This is a genomic window from Psychrobacter sp. TB20-MNA-CIBAN-0197 (assembly GCF_040309765.1).
GTDB classification, from domain to species: Bacteria; Pseudomonadota; Gammaproteobacteria; order Pseudomonadales; family Moraxellaceae; genus Psychrobacter; species Psychrobacter submarinus.
Genome location: NZ_JBEOPC010000580.1, coordinates 1 through 272, shown reverse-complemented (window position 1 = coordinate 272; position 272 = coordinate 1). Strand labels below are relative to the sequence as shown.

Here is a 272-nt window from a genome sequence, read left to right as displayed (position 1 = left end):
CCACCAAGTGGCTGGTGCACAAGGATGCGGTGGAAGGTGTCGATTACGACGTCGAGCGCATGCGCCAGGTGTGGGACGCGACCAACGATCAGGACCGCCGTCTGGCTGAGGAAAACCAGCGCGGGATCAACTCCACCGCTTACCAGCCGGGGCCTTACTCCAAAACCTATGAATTCGGCGTGGTCAACTTCGTCGATTGGTACAGCGAGCGGATGTTGAACAACCTCGGGGCAGAGCCTGCGCCTTACCTCAAAGGCGTACCGGTCCAGGGC

1 protein-coding gene is annotated in these 272 nt (G+C 60.7%); it reads left to right on the top strand.

Features of this window, described 5'->3' with window-relative positions; translation table 11 throughout:
• A partial coding sequence (locus tag AAEY83_RS15050) for an SRPBCC family protein (protein ID WP_351060168.1) occupies positions 1-272 on the top strand: 272 nt, incomplete at both ends.